The sequence below is a fragment of the Lapidilactobacillus luobeiensis genome, assembly GCF_024345205.1.
In the GTDB taxonomy this organism is placed as follows: domain Bacteria; phylum Bacillota; class Bacilli; order Lactobacillales; family Lactobacillaceae; genus Lapidilactobacillus; species Lapidilactobacillus luobeiensis.
In genome coordinates this window covers 75095-94781 of the sequence record NZ_BROC01000004.1, presented here as the reverse complement: position 1 = coordinate 94781, position 19687 = coordinate 75095, and the positions used below count along the sequence as shown (strand labels likewise).

The window sequence follows — 19687 nt, the reverse complement described above, 5'->3', positions numbered from 1 at the left end:
AGTGTTATAAAATGACAACAAGCACTGAAGATCTACAGATGGGGCGAACAGCCTTAGGGATCGAGTTAGGCTCGACAAGGATCAAGGCCGTTTTGATCGATCTAAATGATAATACGATCGCTTCTGGCAGTTATTCTTGGGAAAATAAATTTATTAATAATTTTTGGACTTATCCACTGGAACAAGTTTGGCAAGGAATCCAAGCCAGCTATCGTGAATTAGCCAGCCATGTCTATGAACAATATGGCATTTCGCTGACCAAGATCGGTGCGATCGGTGTTAGTGCCATGATGCATGGGTATTTGGCCTTCGACGATCAGGACCAATTATTAGTGCCGTTTCGGACTTGGCGCAACAACAATACTACCGAAGCGGCAGAGCAATTAACAAAATTATTTGATTTCAATGTTCCTCAACGTTGGAGCATCGCTCATTTGTACCAAGCCATCTTAAATCAGGAGGGTCACGTTAAGTCCGTCGACTACTTGACCACTTTAGCTGGTTATGTGCACTGGCAACTATCAGGTGAAAAGAATTTAGGTATTGGTGATGCATCCGGAATGTTTCCGATTGATTCGATTACTCATGATTACGACCAAACGAAAATCGAACAGTTTGAGCATTATACCAACGTCCTTGGCTTTGATTTCAAATTACATGAGTTGTTGCCGAAAGTTTTAGTGGCCGGACAAGAAGCAGGTCACTTGACAGAAAAAGGCGCGCGCCTGTTGGATCCAACGGGAACATTGCTTGCCGGCACGGTTTTGGCTCCGGCGGAAGGCGATGCCGGTACTGGGATGGTTGCGACCAATAGTGTCCGCCAACGAACAGGTAATATTTCAGCGGGAACTTCCGCCTTTTCGATGATTGTCTTGGATCGCCCTTTGAAGGCTGTTCATCGAGATATCGATGTTGTTACTACGCCTGATGGTTCACCAGTGGCCATGGTCCATACCAACAACTGTACCTCTGATATCAATGCTTGGGTCGGTTTGTTTCAGGAATTTGCTGAAAGCATTGGTCAGAAGATGGCACCAGACCAATTGTATGCGACTTTATTTAAAGAATCGACTCATGGTGATGCCGATTGTGGCGGCTTGGTCAACTATGCTTATCTTTCTGGAGAAAACATCACCAATGTCGAGGCCGGTCGCCCTTTATTTGTACGAACGCCTAATAGTCAGTTCAACTTGGCTAATTTCATTAAGGCCCAGCTATATTCGGCTTTTGCGCCTTTGAAGATTGGCAATGATATCTTAATGAAGGAAGAACAAATCAAAGCCGAGACAATGATCGCTCAAGGCGGTATTTTCCGTACGCCGATCATTGGGCAGCAAGTGTTAGCTGATGCGCTGGATACACCGATTACTGTGATGAAGAATGCCGGTGAAGGCGGACCATGGGGTATGGCGGTTTTGGCGGCCTATTTGTTAACAGACCGAAAGTTGGCTTTGGCCGATTATCTAGAGAAACAAGTTTTTGCTGATCCGCAAAGTACTACGATCGCGCCTAACGAAGACGGTGTCAAGGGCTTCGATGACTTTATCGAGCGCTATCAGCAGGGATTATCGATCGTGCAAGCAGCAAAAATTCTGCCAGATGATAGAAAAAATTAGGTAACGTGGCAATTGAGTATTAGGGGAGTTGGTAGTTTTGTGGGAAAAAGTAAGAGTCAATTGGGCAACGTATTTTGGGGTAATTATCATATTACTATTACTCGTAGGTTGCCAAGCTAAGCCAGAGGCAGTTAAGCAAGAATTAAAGAATCCTGGTTTTACAGATGTAATCGTGCATGATCCATCAGTTATTAGGGCAAATAATCAATACTATACTATCGGCTCACATATGCAAATGGCGAGTACTAAGGATTTTATTCATTGGAAACAGCTTTCAAATAGTGTAAATGATCAAACCGCATTTACAGATATTCAAACTGATTTGGCCGATGTTTTTGAAGATACAAACTCTACCACTCTCTGGGCCGGTGACATTGAGCGTTTGGCCGATGGTAAGTATTATATGTATTATTGTGCTTGTGAAGGGGATAATCCTACTTCCGTTTTGGGATTGGCTGTGGCTGATAAGGTAACTGGTCCATATCAAAATAAGGGTATTTTTCTTCGTTCTGGCAATGCTATTAAGAATAACAGTGATTATGATGCCACAAAGCAACCCAATGTTGTTGATCCCCATACTTTTCATGATAAGGATGGTAAACTCTGGATGATTTATGGTTCTTATTCTGGTGGTATTTTCATTCTTAAAATGAATGAAAAAACTGGTTTTCCAGAAGAAGGTCAAGGTTATGGTAAACGGATATTAGGTGGGAATCATTTAAGGATCGAAGGTTCATATGTGCTCTATAATCAGCAGACTGATTACTATTACCTCTTCCTTTCTTTTGGAGGGTTAGCGGCAGATGGTGGTTACAATCTTCGTGTTGCCCGTTCAAAACAACCTGATGGCCCTTATAAAGATAGTCAGGGACATAACTATCAAGATCTACGCGGTGCTGATGGAACAACTTTTGACGATATGGCAATCAAGCCATATGGTGTTAAAATCATGGGGAATTACACGCTAGATACTAAGAAACCGTATCAGTCAGGATATATCTCTCCAGGTCATAACTCTGCAATTTATCGAGCGGATGATCAAAAGTATTTTCTGATTTTTCATACTCGCTTTCCTAATCAGAATGAGGTTTATGCGGATCGAGTTCACCAAATGTTCTTTACTAAAGCTGGTTGGCCTGTTGTGACACCGTTACGTTATGCTGGTGAAACTAAGGAAAATTATTCGTTAAAACAAATAATCGGTGATTATCAAGTTATCCAAATGAATAAAACAATCACTGCCAAGGTAACGACTCCAACGAATCTCAAAATTACTGATCGTGGTAAAATCAAGGGCACCGAAGCAGCTGCCAGTCTTGATTTTAAAGACAATAGTCAAGAAAGCCGAATAACGATTGGTCAGAAGGTCTACCATGGTTATTTCATTTCACAATGGGATGAATACGATAAGAAACAGACGATGTGTTTTACTGGAACTGATCAAAATGGTGAACCACTATTTTTAGTTCGAAAGTGAAAGTAATTATTGAATATCATTTTCTTGATAATACAGTATGACAGACAGAGTGATACGAGACACTTAGTATTATAGGTAAGGAGAGGGTTATGTCACATTTAGATTTTGCTCCAACTCCGCCAATGGGGTGGAATTCCTGGGACTCATATGGTGCCTCCGTTCGTGAAGATGAGGTCAAGGCGAACGCCGATTATTTGGCAGCTAACTTGAAGGAGTATGGCTGGGAATATGTGGTGGTCGATATCCAGTGGAGTGAGCCAACTGCTACATCGATGGTTTATCATCAGTTTACGCCTTTATGTATGGACGAATATTCTCGTTTGATTCCAGCCGTTAATCGTTTTCCATCTGCTGTTGATGGTCAGGGCTTTAAACCACTGGGTGATTACATTCATAGCCTTGGTTTGAAATTCGGGATCCACATTATGCGCGGGATCCCACGGCAAGCCGTTCAACAAAATACAGCAATCAAAGGCACCAATAAACGAGCGCGGGAGATTGCTTTAAATAATATTTGTGCTTGGAATTCTGATATGTATGGCGTTGACGTTAGCCAAGTAGCAGGTCAGCAATATTATGACTCGCTGTTTGAGCTTTATGCTTCGTGGGGTGTAGATTTTATCAAGGTCGATGATATTTGTGACTCCCAACTTTATCACGATGCTCATAGGTCTGAGATCCAAGCGATCCATGACGCAATCGCTAAGACGGGACGCCCAATTGTCTTATCTTTATCTCCTGGTCCGGCCGCACTAAAGAATGGCTACTTTTTCCAAAACACGGCCAACATGTGGCGGCTCACCGATGATTTTTGGGATAATTGGAAGTCATTGCGGACAATGTTCGACCGAGCTGCAGAGTGGGCTCCTTTTGTCCGTCCGGGGAATTGGCCGGATTGTGATATGTTACCATTGGGGCATTTGCGAGTTCGTGCTGATGAGGGCAACAATGATGATAATTGGACTCACTTTACGAAGGCTGAGCAATATTTACTGATGAGTTTGTGGACGATCAGTTGTTCACCATTGATGTATGGTGGCACTTTACCCGATCTTGATGATTTCACTAAGAGTTTACTGACAAATCGTGCGGTTTTGAAAATGCACCGTGAGGTCAATGAGTGTCGTGAGGTTTATCGTGATAAAAATTGGATCGGCTGGCAGGCAAGCAGTGAGATGGCTCGTTATTTAGCTTTCTTCAACATCTCGGAGCAAACGCAAGTATTGCCACAACAGTTAAAACAATTAGCTCATACAGGTCAGGCGCGAGATTTATGGCGGGAACAGTCAATTGATTGGCACGAATCCCAATCGATCAGCGCCCATGGCGTCCTGCTTGTTGAAGAAAATAAGGTAGGGTAATAAATGGTCAGTAGATTGCGTAATCTAGATAAATATCTCGCTGAGTTCTTGGGTACTTTTGTGATGATGATCGTTGGAACGGGATATTGCTTATTTGTTGGTAGTGATAATCCTTATTTTGTAGCTTTAGCCTTTGTCATTCCGATCTTGGTAATGATCTTCGCTGTGGGCGATCTGTCTGGTGCTCATTTCAATCCGGCGGTTTCATTAGCTTTCTGGCTTAATAAGGAGTTGACTGGTCGAGAGTTTGGTGGGTATATACTGGCACAGTTTTTGGGTGCCACCTTGGCATCTGGACTATTAAGAAATTGGACTTTGGCAGTTGGTTTGTCACGAAATCATCTTGGTGAAACAGATTTTACGATCAATGCAGGGAGTGCCTTTCTAATTGAAATGACGATCACCTTTATTTTGGTGGTGGTGATTGTATTTGTGACGGATTCGGATTTTGGACGGCCCAACGCTGCTCCCTGGGTGATTGGTGCTGTCTTAGGGTGCCTTATTGTCTTAGGACAGAAGTTGACTGGCGCCTCGTTGAATCCGGCTCGTAGTTTTGGGCCTGCCATTTTTCTAGGCGGACGAGTGTTACAACATTATTGGCTTTATGCGTTGGCGCCACTGATGGGGAGTGCTCTGGCTGCGTTAGTCTATTGGCTGATCAAGCAAAGTCGCGCCTGATCATACCTGATCAGACTCATGGGACGCTTTGAAAAGGCAGACATCCGATCAAAGGCTACAAGCAGAATGGTTATCACGAAAAAAACCAACAGCCGCATTTTTCATGCGTGTTGTTGGTTTTTTGGTATTTACTGATTGAGCTTGATCGACTTGTTAGTCTTGATCCAACCAGACTCGCATTTCACCAGCTTGACGGTTGGCCCAAGCAAAATAAGGAATCAACGTCACTTGCTGGTTTTGACGTGACCTTGGTGCTGTGTCACTGGTGTAAAGGGCCGTAGATGTCTGATTCGACGATGTAACTAATTTGGTCGCATTAGTCGTGATGGTTTTTAGATTCGGAACCGCTAGTCCTTGATTTGCACTGTGTACCTGAAAGTCAGGTTGTACTGGTAAGGACAACCAAGCTAAATTTTTACCATTATCTGTTTCCTCGGCACAGTAAACAACGGGACCACGTTGTACTGCGATTTTACCCAAGTCTGCGGTAACGTGTTGATCGGCACGGACAGTGCGAACGCTAAGATCTAGGTCAACCTCAATAGTAGTCGTGCCAGACCAAGTTTGATTCAAAAAGAGATAGCCGCGTTTTAGCGTACCATTCACAGGATGACCATTAAGTTTGACCGTGAAATTTTCTTGAGACCAAGCAGGGATCCGTAATGCAAACGCGAAAGTAAGAGCTGACTCGACACTGACCTGATAACTGATTTGACCAGACCAGGGATAATTTCCGCTTTGGTTGATTTGAAGGCCATCGCCAAAATCTGCATGGTTGGCGATGAATTGATTGCTATAGATCGTGTCATCCTTGATTGTATAGATATATTGGTCTACAGATGCAATCAGGCGGGCCAGATTAGGCGGACAACAAGCACAACCAAACCAAGCTGGTCGCTGCACTTTTACGTGGGATTTGGTAGGATCCTGAGCGCTTGCCTGTGGGTCGACCTCCAATGGATTGACGTAAAAGAAGTGTTGCGCATCAAGGCTCATGCCACTGATCGTACCATTATATAATTCTCGCTCCATCACATCAGCATAATCACCGTCAGGCTCATTAGCTAGCATTTGTTTTGCGAAGAAAACCATCGCACAAGAAGCACAAGTTTCGCAGTACATGGTATCGTTAGGCAGATCATAATCATAGGTGAAGGCCTCACCAGCGACTGTTGCGCCAATCCCGCCGGTTACGTACATTTGTTTATCGACGATATCCCGCCACAGTCGCTGACAGGTGGCCAAGAGGTCATCGTCTTGAGTTTGTCGTGCGACATGCGCCATCCCAGTTAACAAATAAGTCATCCGCACAGCATGGCCCTCGGCGTGATCCAACTCGCGAATTGGTCGATCATTTTGGAAATAACGATCAGCAGGGTCCGTTTGATCAGGGAAAGGCAGATCTAATTGCTTATTTTTATTCTTGGCATTTTGCTCTGCGAAGAAGTTTGGTGATTGCTGACCGCGTTGATTGATCAGATAGGCTGCTAAGTCACGATAACGTTGGTCATTGGTAGTATCAGCCAATTTGGCCAAGGCCAGCTCTACTTCTGGATGACCAGGATAACCATGAAGTTTATCGGGCTGGGGACCAAAATGAGTATTGATACAGTCGGCCATTTTAGTTGCGATAGTCAAGGCTAAAGTGTTCCCAGTTGTTTCAAAATAAGCGATTCCGGCTTCAATATAATGTCCCATGCAGTAAAGTTCGTGACCAAAGCTAATGTGCTGGAATTTTTCCTGTGGTGCTTGCAGCTGGAAAAAGGTATCTAAATAGCCATCAGGTTCTTGAGCTTGACTGATCAAATCGACCAAGTCATCAGCAATTTGTTGTAATTGTTGATCTGGTTGATAGCGTAATGCATAGGCCACCGCCTCTAGCCATTTGTAGACATCTGAATCCTGAAACCAAAAGCCATAAAAATCGCCTGATTCTCGACCAGCCGCGATTTTTAAGTTTTGGATCGCGTGACTTTTTTCTGTTGCTTTATAAGAATTAGCATTCTCTTGTTCGATTTCGACAGTCGCATCATCGTTGATCACGGACCACTGATAAGGAATCATCACGTCCTTGACCAAGTGGCGATATTGCTGCCAAAAAGCATCAGTTACTTTAATTTTTGGTTGTTGCATTGTAAGTGGCTCCTTTCAATATCAACTTCATTGTAATCGCTTTTCTTTAATAAAAAAACTGCTATAATCGAAGAGAAAGTGGATAAATCCGACATTAGCAAAAACAAGGAGGTTAGTTGATTTGCGGGAACTAGAATTCGATTTTCAACATCCAGTCCATTATCTTCAAAGTGGTCAATTCAGTGCAGAGCTAGGCTGGCGCCACCATTTATTTACCCATCAAGCAGACACCGAGGTTATCATCGGTTTGAGTGGCAGTATCCAATTAGCAATCAACGATGAATCATTCAAAGTTGAGGCCGGCGATGTCTTGACTGTTTTTCCTCATGAGAGCATTGTTGGTACGCTTGCAACAGTGACACCTAGCCAATTTATTTGGTTTCACTTTATTCAGAATGGCGAATATCGAGTTGCAGAGACAGTGACTAGAATACTCCCACCAACGGAGATACGTCTGCCAAGATTTTTTCACTTGGTTCGGCGCGAAAAAGTGCTGATCGCCGCGCAACAGCTACTAGATGTCGCCCATAGCCCTTATTTCTCAAAATTAGCAGTTGACTATCAAACAACCATGTTGTTGATCGAGTTGGCTAATGCTGGTTGGCTAGCTCAACATGGGACCATGAGCAAACAGACTTCTTTAAATCAGATCAAGGAATGGATCAGGATCCACATGGATCAGAATTTACGTGTGGCGACAGTAGCGGAACACTTTGACTTGAATCCGGATTACTTGACGCGCTTATTTAAACAAGAATTGGGGATAAGCGTTAAGGCCTATATGAATTCAGTTAAACTAGATTGGGCTAAATACTTACTTTTGACAACACGTCTCAGTATTGAGAAAGTCAGTAAACGGGTCTATTTTCAGGAACCCAAATATTTTATGCGTTTCTTTAAAAAACAGGTTCAATTAACACCTAGTCAATACCGAAATGCGTACACGCATACTTTTTTAAATAATCAGCAAGTTGATCCGGGAATCGATGTTGCTAAATTTATTGATGAAGCGGAAGTTAAACAGCGCTAATTATCAGCAGAACATCAAGACCCTTTTTAGAAATTAAGTGTGATTGATCTTGAATTCAGCGACATGAATTTATAGGCAAATGAATGGTTGTATTTAATTTTATTAGGCGAAAGAGTTGACATTAGTTAGTTATAGTTACAAACTGATATATTAGAGTGCTACTTTTTTGGGTAACCAGTTTAGGCTAGATTCGTAAAACGGTCTAGCAGAGATGCGAAACGCCGAAATCCGGAAAGACTATCTTAATTATACATTTCTCTCAAGTTATACATACGATTGTAATTTTTACGGATGTGATGACTATTGAGTGAATGAGACGCTAATAAAGGACGTGTGAAATGCAGTATAAAAAAAATTTGGTGCGCGTTCTCAATGAACAACGTGTGCTTCAGCAAGCCTTCAACTTTGGTCCGATTTCCCGAAGTCAAATTTCTAAAAACCTCAAGTTAAACAAGGTGACAGTGTCAGACATTGTCGCTAGTTTGATCGACCAGCATTATTTACTGGAGTTAGGACAGGGTGACAGCACTGAGAATGGTGGCCGTAAACCGACTATCTTGAAATTTAATGCAGATTTAGGCTATGTCATTAATTTCGATCTCGGTTATGATTACATTGATCGAATGTTTAACTTGATGGATGGGCAAGTAGTTAGTTTAGAGCGTTATCCAGCAAAGGACATGTCGATCGATGATCGGCTGGAATTGATGACAAGCCTGATCCATACAGAACGATTAGACGATCAGATCCCACTTAGAGGTGTTTCAGTCGCAATCCATGGGATCATTGATAAGAACCAGATTCTATATGCGCCATTTATTGATTTTAAAAGTTTAGATGTTGCTAAAATTTTGACAGATAAATTGGGCGTACCAGTTTTATTGGAGAACGAAGCTAACCTTTCCGTAATCTATGAACGGGATTTTGAAAGCAATGATGACATCGATAATATCGTTTGTATCAGTGTCCATAAAGGTATTGGTGCAGGTATCGTCATTAATAATCATTTATATACTGGAAAACATGGTGAAGCCGGTGAAATCGGCCATACGATTATTTATGATCATGATTTTCGGCGTCGGCGTGCGCCAAATACGATTGAGAGTTATTGTTCTGAGGATGCGATCCTTGACATGATTCGGCAAATCAAGGCACAGCCTAACTTGGGAATCAGTGAGATCGTTGAACTGTACTATCAACATGATTCTGATGTTGAACAGATCCTAGATGACTTTTGCTTCTACATCGCCAATATTATCTATAATACAATCGTGACTTTGGATCCACGTCGTGTCGCCCTTAACTCCAATTTGATTGCGACTATACCTGAGTTGTTACCAAAGATCAAAGCCAATATCCCGTACCTGACCAACGATGAGACACAAGTTTACTTGGTTGATGATGTCCGTAGCGCAACATTATTAGGTGGCTGTTCTCTAATTATTCAACACCTCTTGAAAATGCAAAGTGGCCAATTAGCGTTTCGCCGCTGAAATAATTTAGTAAAAAATAGCCAAAGAAATTTGGCTATTTTTGTTGTACTTTGTTTAAGAAAGCGCTATACTATCTTTGTAGGTAAGTTAGTTGTACAAACAAACTAAAATAGTTAAAATCATTTGGAGGTTCTTTTCAATGACAAAAACATATTTCCCTAATGTCAACAAGATTCCATTCGTTGGAACTGGTGACTTGAAGTCTGGCTTTGGCTATCATTATTATGACGCTGACAAAGTCGTTGGCGGCAAGAAGATGCGCGACTGGATGCGCTTCTCAGTGGCTTACTGGCATACCTTCGGTCAACAATTGGATGATATTTTCGGTGCCGGGACTGCGATCCGGCCTTGGAATGGTTTGACCGGGATGGACTTAGCTAAGGCGCGGGTCGAAGCTTCTTTCGAGTTCTATGATAAAATGGGCGTTGATTTCTTCTGTTTCCATGATCGTGATGTTGCTCCTGAAGGCGACACTTTACGGGAGACCAATAAGAATTTGGACGAGATCACAGACATGTTTGTTGACTATCAGAAACAAACAGGCATGAAGGTACTTTGGAATACAGCAAACATGTTCACCAATCCCCGGTTCGTTTCAGGGGCGGCGTCATCACCATTCGCTGATATTTTCGCTTACGCGGCTGCGCAAGTTAAAGAAGGCTTGGATACTGCTAAGAAGGTTGGCTCGTCAAACTATGTATTCTGGGGTGGTCGTGAAGGCTATGAATCACTGCTGAATACAGATATGAAGCGCGAACAAGAACATTTGGCGAAATTCTTCCATATGGCGGCTGATTATGCCAAAGAGATCGGTTACGAAGGTCAATTATTGCTGGAACCAAAGCCTAAGGAACCAATGATGCATCAATATGACTTTGACGCGGCGACGACGATTGCCTTTATGAAGACTTACGGCTTGGATGGTACTTATAAGTTGAACTTGGAAGGCAACCATGCTAACTTGGCTGGCCACAGCTATCAACATGAGATTCGGACAGCGCGTGAAGCTGGCTTATTAGGCTCATTGGACGCTAACCAAGGCGACAAGTTGATTGGCTGGGATCTGGATGAATTTCCTTCAGATCTTTATGAAGCAACTTTGGCGATGTATGAAGTTGTTGAAAACGGCGGCTTAGGCAAGGGTGGCTTGAACTTCGACGCGAAACCTCGCCGGTCATCCTTCACACCTGAAGACATGTTCTATGCGCATATTGTGGGGATGGATACCTTCTCAGCAGGCTTGTTAGTTGCTTTGCGCCTGAAGGAAGATAAAGTCTTCGAAAACTTCGTCGCTGACCGTTACTCAAGTTACGACGCTGGGCTGGGCGCTGACATCGAAGCGGGTAAGGTTGACTTCAAGACCCTCAATGACTATGCCATCGATAAGCCACAGTCTGTTCTGTTGGCTGCAACGAAGTCTGGCCGTATCGAAGAACTGAAAGATACGCTGAACCACTATATTATCGACACCTTGAAATAAGCTTGGTGTCCACCAACCTAAATTTACCTAAAAAAGTTTGAAAACACCCTGAAAGTAAGGCAATGACGTTGCTTTGACGCACGAAAGCTGTGGCAAGAGCAGATTGAGTTAATCGGTCAATCATTGCCTTACTTTTTTTGTGGAGAAAAAGAGGTTGAATCATGAAATATGTAATTGGGGTCGACTTGGGTACTAGCGCCGTTAAGGTCCTGCTCGTCGATCAAAACGGAACGGTCACTGCTCAGGCAAGTGAGGCCTATCCGTTGCAACAACCAGCGCCAGGTTATAATGAGCAAAATCCCGATGACTGGGTTCAAGGGACGTTGACGGCCATCCAGCATTTATTGGTCACTAGTGGCGTCACAGCCAGCGAGATCGAAGGACTCAGTTATTCTGGACAAATGCACGGATTGGTTCTGTTGGATGCGGCGGGCCAGGTTTTACGACCAGCGATCCTTTGGAATGACACGCGGACGACGAAACAGTCAGAAGAGATCATGGCGAAAATGGGTCCACGTTTCATTGGAATTACCCGTAATCGCCCTTTGGAAGGCTTCACGTTACCCAAGATTCTGTGGGTCAAAGAAAATGAGCCGGAGATTTTCGCTCAGGCAGCAACCTTTGTTCTGCCTAAAGATTATGTTCGCTATCGGATGACCGGCCAGTTGAATATGGAGTTATCCGACGCGGCTGGCACGGTGCTCTTGGATATCGCCAAGAAAGAATGGAGCCGTGAGATTTGTACGGCCTTTGGGTTACCACTCTCATTATGCCCACCGTTGGTTGAAGCGACTACCAATGTGGGAACGATCACGGCAGAATTTGCCCACGCATCTGGCTTGTCCAGTCAGACTGCTGTTTTTGGTGGCGGGGCGGACAATGCCTGCGGCGCGATCGGCGCTGGCATTTTGCATCCTGATCAGGCGATGTGCAGCATCGGCACTTCTGGCGTTATTTTGACCTACGAGCCTGATACAACCACTGATTATCATGGCCAGCTCCATTTCTTCAATCATGCGGTGCCTAATAGTTTCTATTCCATGGGTGTCACCTTGGCGGCGGGCTACAGCTTAAGTTGGTTCAAGCAAACATTCGCGCCGGACGCGTCCTTCAATGATTTCGTGGGGAGCGCGGCCACCTCGACCATCGGCGCTCACGGGTTGTTATTCGCGCCGTATATTGTTGGCGAACGGACCCCATACGCGGACGCGAGGATTCGCGGGAGTTTCATCGGCATCGATGGGAAACAAGAACGAGCTGATTTCGTTCGCGCGGTTTTGGAAGGAATCGTCTTCTCCTTTAAGGACATCTTGGATATTTACGAAGCCAATGGTAAGAACTTCAAACAATTGGTTTCTATTGGTGGCGGCGCCAAAAGTCCGTTATGGTTGCAGATCCAGGCGGATATTTTCAACAAGGATATTGTTCGGTTGGAAAGCGAACAAGGGCCTGGTCTAGGCGCGGCCATGCTTGCTGCCGTCGGTCTGGGTTGGTTCGACAGCTTATCAACTTGCGCCGATCATTTCATCGCGGTCAAGAAAGTCTATCATCCCGTCGCTGAGCACGTGGCTAAATACGCGCAACTTCATCAAATCTATCAAGAAATCTACCCCCAAACGAAAGGCATTACTGGCGCGCTATTAGACTATGAGGAACAGCAATGAGCAAAATCGCGTTGACCTTTGATGATGGCCCTGTCCCTGGAACAACGCCGACGATTCTAAAGACGCTCAGAGCTGCCGGGATTCATGCGACCTTTATGCTGTGGGGCGAGCATGTTCAACAGCACCCTGATATTTTAAAGCAGGCCTATCAAGATGGACATGCGTTTGGTAGTCATACCTTCTCGCATCGATCATTGACCGAACTTGAAGACCAACAAATTAAACAGGAGTTAGCGCGAACTGATCAGGTGGTTATGCAGGTAATTGGGGACAAGCCACAATTTTTTCGACCGCCTTATGGCAATGTTGATGCTCGTGTTAGCCATGCCGCTGGTCGACCAGCGGTGACTTGGAGTCTTGATTCTGAGGATTGGAAGTCACATGATGCCGTATTGATTTTGGCCCGGATAGTACGGCTGGCTCAAGATGGCGATATTGTCCTTATGCATGACATACAGCCAGCAACTGCGACTGTTTTGCCCCAAGTTATTGATTTTTTGCAAGCGAATGATTTTCACTTTGTTACGATTCCAGAGATGTTCGCTGGAATGATGGAACCTGATTGTCTTTATCGGAGTCAAAACAGCATCGAAAAATTTGAATAATAAGGAGAATTAACACGATGGTAGAAACAAGATTATCACGGAATGAAGCGAGAAAACAGGCCCAGCAGCTTGTTGATCAGATGACCCTAGATGAGAAGATAGGTCAGTTGGAGTATGATGCGCAGGCAATCGATCGTTTGAACATTCCCGAATATAATTATTGGGGTGAGGCACTGCATGGCGCTGCTCGTGAGGGCACGGCCACAGTTTTCCCACAATCAATCGGGTTGGCGGCGATGTTTGATCCAGCAGGCTTACGGAAAATTGGCGATATTGTGGCCACAGAAGCGCGGTCAAAACATAATGAATATTTCAAACATGGTGATCACGACATTTACAAAGGGTTAACCTATTGGTCGCCTAACGTGAATATTTTCCGTGATCCACGTTGGGGCCGCGGTCATGAAACTTATGGAGAGGATCCTTATTTGACGGCAACCAATGGTGTTGCCTATATTGAAGGACTCCAGGGACGGGGGAAGTATCTAAAACTAGCGGCGTGCGCGAAGCATTTCGCGGTTCATAGCGGTCCTGAGGGGATTCGCCACGGCTTTGATGTTGAACCATCGAAAAAGGATTTGACCGAGACATATTTGCCAGCATTTAAGGCGGCTGTTGAGCAGGGTGATGTTGAAAGTGTCATGGCGGCTTATAATGCTGTCAATGGTGTCCCTGCGCCGGTCAATTCAGAATTATTGACGAAGCTATTGCGCGAAGAATGGCAGTTTGAAGGTCATGTCGTTTCAGATTATGGGGCTGAAGAGGATGTTAAACTTTATCATCACTTTACCAAGAGCGACGCCCAAACGATTGCGTTAGCAATCAAGGCAGGGTGCGATCTTTGTGCTGGTCATATTGCCAAGTATCTACATCAGGCGTTAGCTGAAAATCTGATTACTGAAGATGAAATTACGGCTTCAGTGCAGCGCTTAATGACCACGCGAGTTTTATTGGGACTAGGTGCAAATGATGATCCTTACGATCAAATCGGTTTCGAGGAGAATGATACACCGGCGCATCATCAAGTCGCGCTAGAAGCAACTTATCGTAGCTTTGTTTTGCTTAAAAATAATGGAATCTTACCTTTAAAGAAAAACGAATTAAAATCGGTTGCGGTTATTGGACCGACAGCGGACAGTCAAGTTGTTCTTGAAGGTAATTATGCAGGTACGGCCTCAAATTACACCACGATTCTCGAAGGTATTCGGCAGGCTATCACCCCACAAACACGACTTAATTATTCTGTTGGCTGCCACTTGTTTTTGGATCGCCTCAGCAATTTGGCAAAGGCAGATGACCGTGAAGCTGAAGCAATCAGTATGGCTGAACATAGCGATGTTGTCTTCCTTTGCTTAGGCCTAGATTCAACCATCGAAGGCGAGCAGGGCGATGCTGGCAATGCCTTTGCCGCTGGTGATAAAACAGATTTGCGATTACCTGGTCATCAACAGCAATTACTGGATAAGTTATTAAAAGTCGGTACCCCAATTGTTCTGATTTTAACTGCCGGAAGCGCGATGACATTTGATGGCGCCGAAACAAATCCTAACCTTGCAGCAATCCTTGATGTTTGGTATCCAGGTGCCCTAGGTGGTCAAGCGGTGGCTGATGTTGTTTTTGGTAAGACTAGCCCGAGTGGCAAATTGCCAGTGACATTCTATCATACGACTGAAGAACTACCTGACTTTACGGATTACAGTATGACGGGCCGGACTTATCGCTATATGGCCAATGAGGCACTCTATCCATTTGGCTACGGTCTGACCTATGCACCTGTCAAGGTTGAACAAGCAACCTTGAAATCAGCTCAGAGAGATTTGACTAACACCGAGATCAGTGTTGGGTTGAAGAACAATGGTGATATGTACGTAGAAGAGGTCGTACAAGTTTATTGTGATGCCGTTGATTCGCCAGATAAAACACCAAATCCTAAATTAGTAGCCTTTCAACGGGTTGCTTTGACCCACGGAGAGGCTAAAATCATTACTATCAAGATTCCAGAGGAAGCTTTTACAGTTGTTAATAACGACGGCGAGCGCTATACACCAGATACCCAATTTGCGTTATATATTGGTTTAGGCCAGCCGGACAAGCGAACGGAAGTGCTGACGGGAAGTAAAGCGCTTCAAGTTAATATCTAGAAAATAAGGAAGTAGTTTTGTCGTAGATTGATCTTTCAATATCTCGTTCGTTTTTAATCTAGATATAAAATAAGAGGTCTTTAAATCGAGTTGATTTAAAGATCTTTTTGTGAATCTTGGTTTTGAGTATTTAAGTAATCCGGTTTTTTAATTAGTTATGCAATAAAAGCTATTTTATTTTTCAAACGCCTAAAATCACTAAAACTTTACTAAAACAATAAAATCAATCTATTCATATTAGCCAAAACACAAAAACTAACCGATTTATTACGCGACCTAGAAGGGTCTCTCCCAATAGCAACATGGTTGTTTTAGGTGTTCACTTGTTTAAAAAATTTGAAAAAGTAAGCAAGATATATTGAGACATATGAGGGTCTAACGGGTTTTTGATACGCGAAAGCTTTCAAATAATGAATGTTTAAAATTTAATTTTATCTACAATAAAACGAGATGTGTAAAGTAATCTGAAAGGTGAAAATATCAGTAATACTTCAGTAATGTTTGATTAAGTGAAAACAATACTTCATGAAAGCGCTTGACAAAATTGTTTCTGTGATTTATTATCTAACATGTAAGTTAGTTAATTATACTAATTAATCGAAAGGAGTAACATTTTCTTGTATTAGGTTCCATTTAGGGTAAGAAATGGGTAGTTAATTCGTGAAGGAGAGCGTTTTAAATGTCAAAGAAAAAGTGGAGATTTCTTTCGGGTTTGGTTGCAATTGCATGTTCAGCAATTTTATTAGCAGGATGTAGTTCTTCAGGCGAAAAGAAGAGCGCAGAAACTAGTGATACCAAGGGTAAGACATTAAAAGTATGGACGTTTACAGATGATATGAAGAAGATCATCAATAAGTATTATATCCCTGCCCACAAAGACATGGACTACAAGATAAAAGTTACGGTTGTGCCTTTCGAGAATTTTCAGACAAAGCTCGACCCTGTTCTTGGGACAAAAAATGGTCCAGACTTGATTGCATTAGACGCGTCATTTGTAAAGAAGTACGTTAACTCTGGTAAAATGGCAGATTTAAGTCAAGTTGGCATTAAGTCAGCTTCCAAAGATACAATCGGTTATGTAAAAAAGGTTGGTCAGGATGAAAGCGGCCATCAAGTTGCTTTGTCCTGGCAGGCGACACCAGGCGCATTCTATTATCGTGCTAGCTTAGCTAAAAGTCTCTTAGGCGTGACAACACCTGAAGAGATGCAGGCTAAAATCTCTGATGCGGCTAGTTTCACAGCAACAGCGAAAGAAGTAAAAGAAAAGTCAAACGGCAAGGTCTTTATGGTTTCTAGCATCTCAGATTTATTTGAGCCAATGATCGGTGCTCGTAAAGATCCTTGGGTTGTTGATAATAAGTTGACTATTGACAAGTCGATGTATGATTTGATGGATATGGGGAAGGAATTTGTTAGTCAGAAGTTGACTCAAGATACAACTGAGCAGTCAAGTGAATATTTCTCAGGAATGTCAAGTGATAATATCTTTGGTTATAGTCTACCATCATGGGGCTTATTCTACTGGTTACAACCTAATGCTAAATCATCCAAGACTGGTAATGATACTTCAGGAGACTGGCGTGTAACAACAGGTCCATGGGAATATGCATGGGGTGGTACTTATCTAGGTGCTGTTAAAGATTCTGCAATGGAGAAAGAAGCAGCCAAGATTGCTAAATGGGTAGCCACTAGTGCATCCTTCCAGAAGAAATGGGCTAAAGATCAGAATGACTTTGTATCGAATACAAAAGTTGTTAAAGAAATTGAAGGCGACTTCAAGAGTGACTTCTTAGGTGGTCAAAACCAATACAAGCAATTTGAAACCTCGGCTGCTGGTATCAATGGCAATTTATGGACTAAATATGACCAATCAATTCAAATCCTGTTTGTTGATAATGCTGTAACTCCTTATTCGCAAGGAAAAGTTACGAAGACGGAAGCAATTAAGAATTTTAAAGATGCGGTTCAGAATGCGTATCCGGATGTAGAGATTAAGTAACAACTAGATTCTGCGTGAGGTATAGTCCGCGTGAGCGACTATACCTCAATTTTATTCAAGAAAGTGACTATTTTAAAGTGAGGAGGATCGGATATGAATTCTGGAGATTCAAAAGAGTCAAAAGTCGAAGCGCGTGGTCACTTTGAGCGGTATAACCGTTATGGCTATTACTTTTTATTACCATTTTTCATTATTTTTCTAATTTTTTCTTTATATCCAATCTTGTATACGATTTATTTGAGTTTTACTGACTTAGCAGGATGGAACACGCAATCAAATTTTGTGGGATTAAAAAACTATAAGTCGATTTTGCAGAATCAGCTATTTCTTAAGTCAATCAAGAATACAGTCATTTTGTGGATATTGAATTTTATACCTCAGATGGGTGTGGCCTTGCTGCTTGCGGCGTGGTTCACGAACATGAAGTTAAAGTTACGGGGGACGCAATTCTTCAAAGTTGTTTTCTACCTTCCCAATGTTATTACCGCAGCCTCGGTTGCAGTACTGTTCTCAGCTTTATTTAGTTATCCGATGGGTCCAATCAACATGTTGTTGATTAAACTTGGGGTAATCGATTCGGCATATAACTTCTTCCAGAATAATTGGGCCACGGTTTTTATTGTCGCTTTTATCCAGTTCTGGATGTGGTATGGACAAACAATGATTGTTCTGCAATCGGGCATCTTAAGTATTAGTGAATCATTGTTTGAATCCGCACGTGTTGATGGAGCAACTGATGGACAAATCTTCAGACATATTACGATTCCTTTGTTAAAACCAATTCTACTATACACGCTGGTTACTTCTTTAATCGGTGGGTTACAGGTTTTTGATATCCCATTCTTATTGACTAAAGGTGGGCCAAATAATAGTGTTTTAACAATAACGATGTATATTTATCAACAAGCTTTTTCAGGAAATCGTAATTTCTATTTGGCTGCAACAGCATCTGTAATTCTACTTTTGATTTCAATTGTGTTAAGTGTCTTAATGTTCAGTGTCTTTAAGGATCGTACAAAAGTTGGGAGGGCAAAATAATGGCTCATGCATTGAGAACAAAACGTACTCTCATTTATGTATTCTGCGGGATTTTGACCCTTCTGAGCATTCTACCTTTCTGGATCTTGTTGTGTAATGCGACCCGTTCCGTTGAACAAATCAGACAAGGGCTTTCATTGATTCCAAGTGATAGTTTGGTGCATAACTGGCATGTTCTTATGAACCAAGGTTTCAATGTTTGGCAAGGAATGGGAAACAGCTTTTTTATCGCGGCATGTTCAACAATCTTGAGTGTTTATTTTTCTGCCATGGGTGCTTACGCATTTACTGCCTATAATTTTAAAGGCAAGAAAATTCTTTTTGGAATGATGATTGGTTTAATCATGATTCCTCCCCAGATTAGTATGATTGGTTTTTATCAGTTCATGATGAGGCTAAACCTCTTAAACAACTATATCCCACTAATTCTGCCAGCGATTGCGGCACCAAATACGGTGTTCTTCCTAGTTGAATATATGGAAACAGTTTATCAGCCTGATTATGCTGACGCTGCGAGACTTGAAGGGGCAAGTGAGATTACAATTTTCCATAAAATCATGTTGCCTATCATGAAGCCGGGTTTGGCAACAATGGGGATTTTCGCATTTGTTGCTTCATGGAATAATTTCTTAATGCCTTTGATCTTAATTAATGATCAGGCTAAGTACACTTTGCCGATGCTGGTCCAATTATTAACGGCAAATATTTATAGAACTGAATTTGGAGCGATGTACTTAGGTATTGGACTTACGGTTATTCCGTTGATTATTATTTACTTACTCTTATCACGCTATATCATTGGCGGTGTGACAGCTGGTGGGTTAAAAGAATAAAAATATAAATTAAACACCTTGTTGCTGTTTCCTACTAAGTTGACAGATGAAATAATATAAATTTTGTCCACTTCTAAACGGCCTTGTCCCAGTATTTATCTGGGGTGAGGCTGTTTCTTTGTGTCGAACGATTATGGTG

Annotated in this window: 14 protein-coding genes; 13 read left to right on the top strand and 1 reads right to left on the bottom strand. The window is 42.6% G+C overall.

Annotated features, from left to right (window positions below; translation table 11 throughout):
- Nucleotides 1-11: 11 nt before the first annotated feature.
- The 4 genes from OCU21_RS02355 to OCU21_RS02340 all read left to right on the top strand — a co-directional run bounded on the left by OCU21_RS02355 (nt 12) and on the right by OCU21_RS02340 (nt 5132).
- A complete protein-coding gene (locus OCU21_RS02355; protein WP_261805901.1) occupies nt 12-1616 on the top strand; it encodes a xylulokinase in 1605 nt (534 codons plus the stop codon).
- 37 nt (nt 1617-1653) lie between these two features.
- Entirely contained in the window at nt 1654-3093 is a 1440-nt protein-coding gene (locus tag OCU21_RS02350; RefSeq protein ID WP_261805900.1) for a glycoside hydrolase family 43 protein, read from the top strand.
- Between the two features lie 89 nt (nt 3094-3182).
- Complete coding sequence (locus OCU21_RS02345) at nt 3183-4454, top strand: glycoside hydrolase family 27 protein (protein WP_261805899.1); 1272 nt, start codon at nt 3183-3185, stop codon at nt 4452-4454.
- Between the two features lie 3 nt (nt 4455-4457).
- Nucleotides 4458-5132: an MIP/aquaporin family protein gene (locus OCU21_RS02340; protein WP_261805898.1), complete on the top strand. Its 675-nt coding sequence runs from the start codon at nt 4458-4460 to the stop codon at nt 5130-5132.
- Nucleotides 5133-5285: 153 nt separating this feature from the next.
- Here OCU21_RS02340 and OCU21_RS02335 read toward each other — a convergent pair whose 3' ends face one another.
- Nucleotides 5286-7265 carry a glycoside hydrolase family 127 protein gene (locus tag OCU21_RS02335; RefSeq protein ID WP_261805897.1) on the bottom strand — a complete coding sequence of 660 codons (1980 nt, stop codon included), beginning with the start codon at nt 7263-7265 and terminating at the stop codon, nt 5286-5288.
- 121 nt (nt 7266-7386) lie between these two features.
- On the opposite strand from OCU21_RS02335, the gene OCU21_RS02330 reads away from it, so the two are divergent.
- The 9 genes from OCU21_RS02330 to OCU21_RS02290 all read left to right on the top strand — a co-directional run bounded on the left by OCU21_RS02330 (nt 7387) and on the right by OCU21_RS02290 (nt 19548).
- A complete protein-coding gene (locus OCU21_RS02330) occupies nt 7387-8295 on the top strand; it encodes a helix-turn-helix domain-containing protein (protein ID WP_261805896.1) in 909 nt (302 codons plus the stop codon).
- 338 nt (nt 8296-8633) lie between these two features.
- Nucleotides 8634-9788, top strand: coding sequence for an ROK family protein (locus OCU21_RS02325; protein ID WP_261805895.1), 1155 nt, complete (start codon nt 8634-8636; stop codon nt 9786-9788).
- A 139-nt stretch (nt 9789-9927) separates the two neighbouring features.
- Nucleotides 9928-11268, top strand: coding sequence for a xylose isomerase (gene xylA / locus OCU21_RS02320; RefSeq protein ID WP_261805894.1), 1341 nt, complete (start codon nt 9928-9930; stop codon nt 11266-11268).
- A 161-nt stretch (nt 11269-11429) separates the two neighbouring features.
- On the top strand, nt 11430-12932 hold the full coding sequence (xylB, locus tag OCU21_RS02315) for a xylulokinase (protein WP_261805893.1): 1503 nt from the start codon (nt 11430-11432) through the stop codon (nt 12930-12932).
- Nucleotides 12929-13537 (top strand): polysaccharide deacetylase family protein, encoded by a 609-nt coding sequence (locus OCU21_RS02310; protein ID WP_261805892.1) that lies wholly within the window; start codon nt 12929-12931, stop codon nt 13535-13537. Before xylB ends, OCU21_RS02310 begins: the two co-directional genes overlap by 4 nt.
- Nucleotides 13538-13554: 17 nt before the next feature.
- On the top strand, nt 13555-15678 hold the full coding sequence (locus OCU21_RS02305) for a glycoside hydrolase family 3 C-terminal domain-containing protein (protein WP_261805891.1): 2124 nt from the start codon (nt 13555-13557) through the stop codon (nt 15676-15678).
- 679 nt (nt 15679-16357) lie between these two features.
- Nucleotides 16358-17677 (top strand): ABC transporter substrate-binding protein, encoded by a 1320-nt coding sequence (locus OCU21_RS02300; RefSeq protein WP_261805890.1) that lies wholly within the window; start codon nt 16358-16360, stop codon nt 17675-17677.
- Between the two features lie 93 nt (nt 17678-17770).
- Nucleotides 17771-18715: a carbohydrate ABC transporter permease gene (locus tag OCU21_RS02295; protein ID WP_261805889.1), complete on the top strand. Its 945-nt coding sequence runs from the start codon at nt 17771-17773 to the stop codon at nt 18713-18715.
- Nucleotides 18715-19548, top strand: coding sequence for a carbohydrate ABC transporter permease (locus OCU21_RS02290; protein WP_261805888.1), 834 nt, complete (start codon nt 18715-18717; stop codon nt 19546-19548). The genes OCU21_RS02295 and OCU21_RS02290 overlap by 1 nt, the downstream gene beginning before the upstream one ends.
- Nucleotides 19549-19687: the final 139 nt, after the last annotated feature.

Bases quoted from the DNA above. Each gene is read 5' to 3' on its own strand.
- OCU21_RS02355 (WP_261805901.1), top strand. From the start codon at position 12: ATGACAACAAGCACTGAAGATCTACAGATGGGGCGAACAGCCTTAGGG.
- OCU21_RS02345 (WP_261805899.1), top strand. From the start codon at position 3,183: ATGTCACATTTAGATTTTGCTCCAACTCCGCCAATGGGGTGGAATTCC.
- OCU21_RS02340 (WP_261805898.1), top strand. From the start codon at position 4,458: ATGGTCAGTAGATTGCGTAATCTAGATAAATATCTCGCTGAGTTCTTG.
- OCU21_RS02335 (WP_261805897.1), bottom strand. From the start codon at position 7,265: ATGCAACAACCAAAAATTAAAGTAACTGATGCTTTTTGGCAGCAATAT.
- OCU21_RS02325 (WP_261805895.1), top strand. From the start codon at position 8,634: ATGCAGTATAAAAAAAATTTGGTGCGCGTTCTCAATGAACAACGTGTG.
- xylA (WP_261805894.1), top strand. From the start codon at position 9,928: ATGACAAAAACATATTTCCCTAATGTCAACAAGATTCCATTCGTTGGA.
- xylB (WP_261805893.1), top strand. From the start codon at position 11,430: ATGAAATATGTAATTGGGGTCGACTTGGGTACTAGCGCCGTTAAGGTC.
- OCU21_RS02310 (WP_261805892.1), top strand. From the start codon at position 12,929: ATGAGCAAAATCGCGTTGACCTTTGATGATGGCCCTGTCCCTGGAACA.
- OCU21_RS02305 (WP_261805891.1), top strand. From the start codon at position 13,555: ATGGTAGAAACAAGATTATCACGGAATGAAGCGAGAAAACAGGCCCAG.
- OCU21_RS02300 (WP_261805890.1), top strand. From the start codon at position 16,358: ATGTCAAAGAAAAAGTGGAGATTTCTTTCGGGTTTGGTTGCAATTGCA.
- OCU21_RS02295 (WP_261805889.1), top strand. From the start codon at position 17,771: ATGAATTCTGGAGATTCAAAAGAGTCAAAAGTCGAAGCGCGTGGTCAC.
- OCU21_RS02290 (WP_261805888.1), top strand. From the start codon at position 18,715: ATGGCTCATGCATTGAGAACAAAACGTACTCTCATTTATGTATTCTGC.